The following is a 5,034-nucleotide window of genomic DNA, read 5'->3' as shown; positions in this document are numbered from 1 at the left end:
CGCCGATGGGCTTGTCGGTGAAGGTCGCGAAGAAGTCGCGGCGCAGCACCATGAAGAACACGGTGTCGCTCCACACCACACACGCCGCGTTCTCGTCCGTGAACAGCGGGTTGATCTGGCAGCCGAGCGCCTCATAGAACGCGATGCTGCGGGTGAGGTCTTCGGTGGTGACGTTGACGAACACCATCTGCGGAACGGACATGGCGACTCCTCGGCCTCGGGCGCGCGGGCTGCGCGCAGGATGAGCCTCGGTCCGCGTCGGCGCCGTGTCAAGTGCGCGCGCTCCTCTCCTCCGCAGGGGGGATGCCGCGGCGCATCGCCCGCCCATAGGTTGGAGGGATGTCCCCCCTTCCCCCGCCGCTGCGCCCGCTGCCGCTCGGGCGGCGCGAGCAGCGCGTCGATCTGGTGATCGCCGCCGGGGTCTTCGTGCTCGCGCTCGTGAGCGTGGCGCTGTCGGCGATCGGCGGTCTGTGGGGTGCGGCGCAGGCGCCGCTCGCGGTGGGCATCGCCTACGCCGCGGTGCTGGCGGCGCCCCTCGCCCTGCGACGCCGGTGGCCGGGGATCGTGACGGCGATCGTGTCGGCCGCGTACTTCGTGGCGGTGACCGCCCACATCCCCGAGGTGCTCGTCGGCAACATCGCGGTGTTCCTCGCGTTCTACTCGATCGGCGCGTGGACGCCGAACCGCCGCCGCGCGAACCTCGTGCGCGCGGCGATCGTCGTCGCGATGTTCGCGTGGCTCGTGGTGTCGATGTTCGAGGCCGCGACGACCGCGACCTCGACCGACGTGCCCCAGGGTGTCGCACTGTCACCCGCGATCGCGCAGGTGCTGCTGAGCGTGCTGATCAACGTGCTCTACTTCGGCGCCGCATGGGGCTTCGGAGACAGGGCGTGGACCGCGGGGGTGCAGCGCCGGGTTCTCGAGGAGCGCACCGCCGAGCTCGAGCGCGAGCGCGAGGTGACGGCCTCACAGGCGGTCGCGCTCGAGCGGGTGCGCATCGCCCGCGAGCTGCACGATGTCGTCGCCCACCACGTGTCGCTCATGGGCGTGCAGGCGGGGGTCGCGCGCACAGTGATGGCCTCCGACCCGGCGCTCGCGACCACCTCCCTCACGCAGGTCGAGGGGTCGGCCCGCTCGGCTCTCGCCGAGCTGCGGCAGCTGCTCGAGACGCTGCGCACCTCTCCCGACGCGGATGCCGCACCCCAGCCGTCGCTGTCGCTCGACGCGATCGAGACGCTGGTGACGAATGCCGCGGCCGCCGGCCTCCCGACGACCCTCACGACGGTCGGCGCACCGTGCGAGGTGCCCGATCTCGTGCAGGTGAACCTCGTGCGCATCGCCCAGGAGGCGCTCACCAACGCGCGCCGTCACGGCGGCCACGACGCGACCGCCGACGTGCGTCTGCGCTTCGAGGCCGACGCGGTCGAGCTGGAGGTCGCGAACACCGGGCGGGTGGCGGCATCCGTCACCCCCGGCCTCGGGATGGTCGGCATGCGCGAGCGCGTGACGGTGTCGGGCGGAACCCTGGAGCTCATCCCCCGCACCGGCGGCGGCTTCATCGTGCGGGCGCGGGTGCCGCTGGCCCGGGTGGAGCAGACCCCGTGAGCGCCGTGCGGGTGGTGCTGGTCGATGACCACGCGATGATGCGGGCCGGGTTCCGGGCGATCCTCGACGCGCAAACCGGGATCGAGGTCGTCGGGGAGGCGCCCACCGGACGCCGCGCGCTCGAGGTGGTGCGTGAGACGCGCCCCGACGTCGTGTGCATGGACGTGCAGATGCCCGACATGGACGGCCTCGAAGCGACCCGCCTGCTGACGGCGGATCCCGTCGTCGAGGCACGCGTGCTGGTGGTCACGACGTTCGACCGCGACGACTACTTGTTCCAGGCGCTCGATGCCGGAGCCAGCGGCTTCCTGCTGAAGAACGCCGGCCCCGAGGAGATCGTGCGCGCGGTGCGGGCGGTCGCGGCCGGCGACGCCCTGCTCGCGCCCGAGGTCACCCGTCGCGTGATCGAGCGGTTCGCCGCGGCATCCGCCGGTCACCCGCCGGTCACCGCTGCCCGCCCGGCCGGCGCGGCCGTGGTGGTCGCGCCGGCCGAGCCGGCGACGACGGATGACGCGCACCTCGAGCCCGCCCTCACCGACCGCGAGCGCGACGTGCTGCGGCTGATGACCGACGCGCTCTCGAACGCCGAGATCGCCGCGCGGCTCTACATCGGGGAGGCGACGGTGAAGACGCACGTGTCGAACGTGCTGCGCGCTCTCGGCGCCCGCGACCGGGTGCAGGCGATCGTGCTCGCCTACCGGCGCGGGCTCGTCTGAGGGCCCGCCCGCCGCGCGGCGGAGGGGCACGCCCACACGATCCACCCGTGGGGGGAGGCGCGGGGGCTGCGGCATCCGTAGGTTCGAGACGACCCCCGAGGAGGATCCATGCTCGAACTGCAGGGTGTGACCAAGAGCTACGGCGGACGCCGGGTGCTCGACGGCGTCGGCTTCCGCGTGACCGGCGGCGCGCTCACCGGCTTCGTCGGCGGCAACGGCGCCGGCAAGACGACCACGATGCGCATCGCGCTGGGCGTGCTCGCCGCCGACGGCGGCAGCGTGCTGCTCGACGGCGCCCCGGTGAGCCGCGACGACCGTCGCCGCTTCGGCTACATGCCCGAGGAGCGCGGGCTCTACCCGAAGATGAAGGTCGGCGAGCACATCGCCTATCTCGCCCGCCTGCACGGTTACGGCAAGACGGATGCCGCGCGACAGGCGAACGACCTGCTCGAGCGTCTCGGGCTCGGCGAGCGCCTCGGCGACAACATCGAGACGCTCTCGCTCGGCAACCAGCAGCGGGCCCAGATCGCGGCGGCGCTCGTGCACGACCCCGAGGTGCTGATCCTCGACGAGCCGTTCTCCGGACTCGACCCGCTCGCCGTCGACGTCGTCGCCGGTGTGCTGCACGAGCGAGCGCAGCGCGGCGCCGCGGTGCTGTTCTCGTCGCACCAGCTCGACGTCGTCGAGCGCCTCTGCGACGAGCTCGTGATCATCGCCGGCGGCACGATCCGCGCGGCCGGCACTCGCGCCGAGCTGCGAGCGCAGCACGAAGCGCACCGGTTCGAGCTCGTCTCGGCGACGGATGCCGGGTGGCTCCGCGGCGAGCCGGGCGTCACCGNGCTGCGCCGCGCGGTCGAGCTCGGTGACGTGGCGACGTTCACCGCGCAGCATCCTTCCCTCGCCCAGATCTTCAAGGAGGTCGTGAAATGACCCGTCTGCACCCCGCCGCCCCCTCGGCGGCCCAGGGCGTCTGGCTCGTCGCCGAGCGCGAGATCGGCTCGCGTCTGCGCAGCAAGGCGTTCGTGATCTCGACCCTGATCCTCTTCGCGATCGCGCTCGGCGGTGTCATCTGGGGCGGTTTCGCGGCGAAGAACGTCTCCGACACCAAGGTCGCGGTGACCGCCGAGACGGCGACCGTCGTCGCCGGGCTCCCGGGGCTCGAGGTCACCACCGCCGCCACGACGGAGGCCGCGCTCGCCGCCGTGCGCGACGGCGACGTGAAAGCCGCGATCGTGCCGTCTGCGGACGTGCCGGGGGCCGCGGCATCCACCTCGCCCTTCCCCTACANNGCATCTGCTCGACCCGCCGTCGACCGACGGGATGCTGCGCTACTTCGCCGCGATCGGCTTCGGCGTCGTCTTCCTCATGGCCGCCTCGACCTTCGGCGGCACGATCGCCCAGTCGGTCGTCGAGGAGAAGCAGACCCGCGTGGTCGAGCTGCTGATCTCGGCGATCCCGGTGCGGGTGCTGCTGGCGGGCAAGGTGATCGGCAACACGATCCTCGCGATGGCGCAGATCCTCGTGCTCGCGGCGATCGCGATCGTCGGGCTCTCGATCACCGGCCAGGACGCCGTGCTCACCGGCCTCGGCGCCCCGATCGTGTGGTTCGCGGTGTTCTTCCTGTTCGGCTTCATCCTGCTCGCGTCGCTGTTCGCCGCGGCCGGCAGCATGGTGTCCCGCCAGGAGGACATCGGGTCGACGACCTTCCCGCTCACGATGCTCGTGATGCTGCCCTACTTCCTCGTGATCTTCTTCAACGACAACCCCGTCGTACTCGCGGTCATGTCGTACGTGCCGTTCTCGGCGCCGGTCGCGATGCCGCTGCGGCTCTACCTCGGCACCGCGCAGGTGTGGGAGCCGATCGTGGCGCTGATCGTGCTCATCGCGACATGCGTCGGCGCCGTGCTCGTCGGGGCGCGCATCTACCAGAACACGCTGCTGCGCATGGGCGCGCGCGTGAAGCTGAGCGAGGCGCTCAGCCGCGCATAGCGCTCAGGATGCCGCGGCCAGCGCGTCGGCGGCACGCACGAGCGCCAGGTGGGAGAACGCCTGCGGGGTGTTCCCGGCCTGGCGCTCGTGCGCGGGGTCGTACTCCTCCGACAGCAGCCCGAGATCGTTCGCCGCCCCCGCGGCGGCCGCCATCAGACGCTCCGCGTCGGCGCACCGGCCGGTGTGGGCGTACTGCTCGACGAGCCAGAAGCTGCACGCCAGGAACGGGTTCTCCGCACCGGCGAGCCCGTCCACCCCGCTCGAGGTGCGGTAGCGCCGCACGAAGCCGTCGGGCATGAGGTCGCGTTCGATGCGGGCGACGGTGGCGACCATGCGCGGATCGTCGTACGCGCAGAATCCGACCTGAGCGAGGATCAGCAGCGAGGCATCCACCTCGTCGGTGCCGTAGTACTGGGTGAAATGACCGTCGGATGCCACGCCCTGCGCGGCGATCTCCGCGGCCAGGTCGTCGCGCAGCCGGCGCCAGTGCGCGACGGGGCCGCGCAGCCCCGTGCTCTCGGCCGCGGTCACCGCCCGATCGAACGCCGCCCACAGCATCGCGCGGGAGTGGGTGAAGCGGCGCGGTTCGCCGCGGATCTCCCAGATGCCGTTGTCGGGCCGGTCGAGGCTCACCTCGGCGCGGCGCACGAGCGCGAGCTGCAGCGGCCACGAGTACTCGGTCTCGGCGAGGCCCGCCTCCCGGGCCAGCTGCAGCGCGACCATC

Annotated in this window: 5 protein-coding genes and 1 pseudogene; 4 read left to right on the top strand and 2 right to left on the bottom strand. The window is 72.4% G+C overall.

The window, feature by feature from the left end; genetic code table 11:
* The coding region (locus tag ASG00_RS16300) for a VOC family protein (RefSeq protein WP_442922576.1) at window positions 1-202 on the bottom strand (202 nt) is incomplete at its 3' end.
* 137 nt (window positions 203-339) lie between these two features.
* On the opposite strand from ASG00_RS16300, the gene ASG00_RS01485 reads away from it, so the two are divergent.
* The 4 genes and pseudogenes from ASG00_RS01485 to ASG00_RS01470 all read left to right on the top strand — a co-directional run.
* Complete coding sequence (locus ASG00_RS01485) at window positions 340-1,605, top strand: sensor histidine kinase (RefSeq protein ID WP_056206331.1); 1,266 nt, start codon at window positions 340-342, stop codon at window positions 1,603-1,605.
* A gap of 35 nt (window positions 1,606-1,640) precedes the next feature.
* On the top strand, window positions 1,641-2,321 hold the full coding sequence (locus tag ASG00_RS01480; protein WP_056206432.1) for a response regulator: 681 nt from the start codon (window positions 1,641-1,643) through the stop codon (window positions 2,319-2,321).
* Between the two features lie 108 nt (window positions 2,322-2,429).
* Window positions 2,430-3,159, top strand: a pseudogene (locus ASG00_RS01475) (ABC transporter ATP-binding protein); the annotation flags it as partial.
* A 451-nt stretch (window positions 3,160-3,610) separates the two neighbouring features.
* Window positions 3,611-4,310 (top strand): ABC transporter permease (locus ASG00_RS01470; protein ID WP_235559048.1); only part of this gene is annotated, 700 nt, incomplete at its 5' end.
* A gap of 3 nt (window positions 4,311-4,313) precedes the next feature.
* Here ASG00_RS01470 and ASG00_RS16290 read toward each other — a convergent pair.
* Window positions 4,314-5,034, bottom strand: a 721-nt coding sequence (locus ASG00_RS16290; RefSeq protein ID WP_235559047.1) for a glycoside hydrolase family 15 protein, incomplete at its 5' end; no start/stop codon positions are given.

The sequence above is a fragment of the Microbacterium sp. Leaf351 genome (assembly GCF_001423825.1).
In the GTDB taxonomy this organism is placed as follows: domain Bacteria; phylum Actinomycetota; class Actinomycetes; order Actinomycetales; family Microbacteriaceae; genus Microbacterium; species Microbacterium ginsengisoli.
This window is presented reverse-complemented; position numbering and strand designations above follow the sequence as displayed.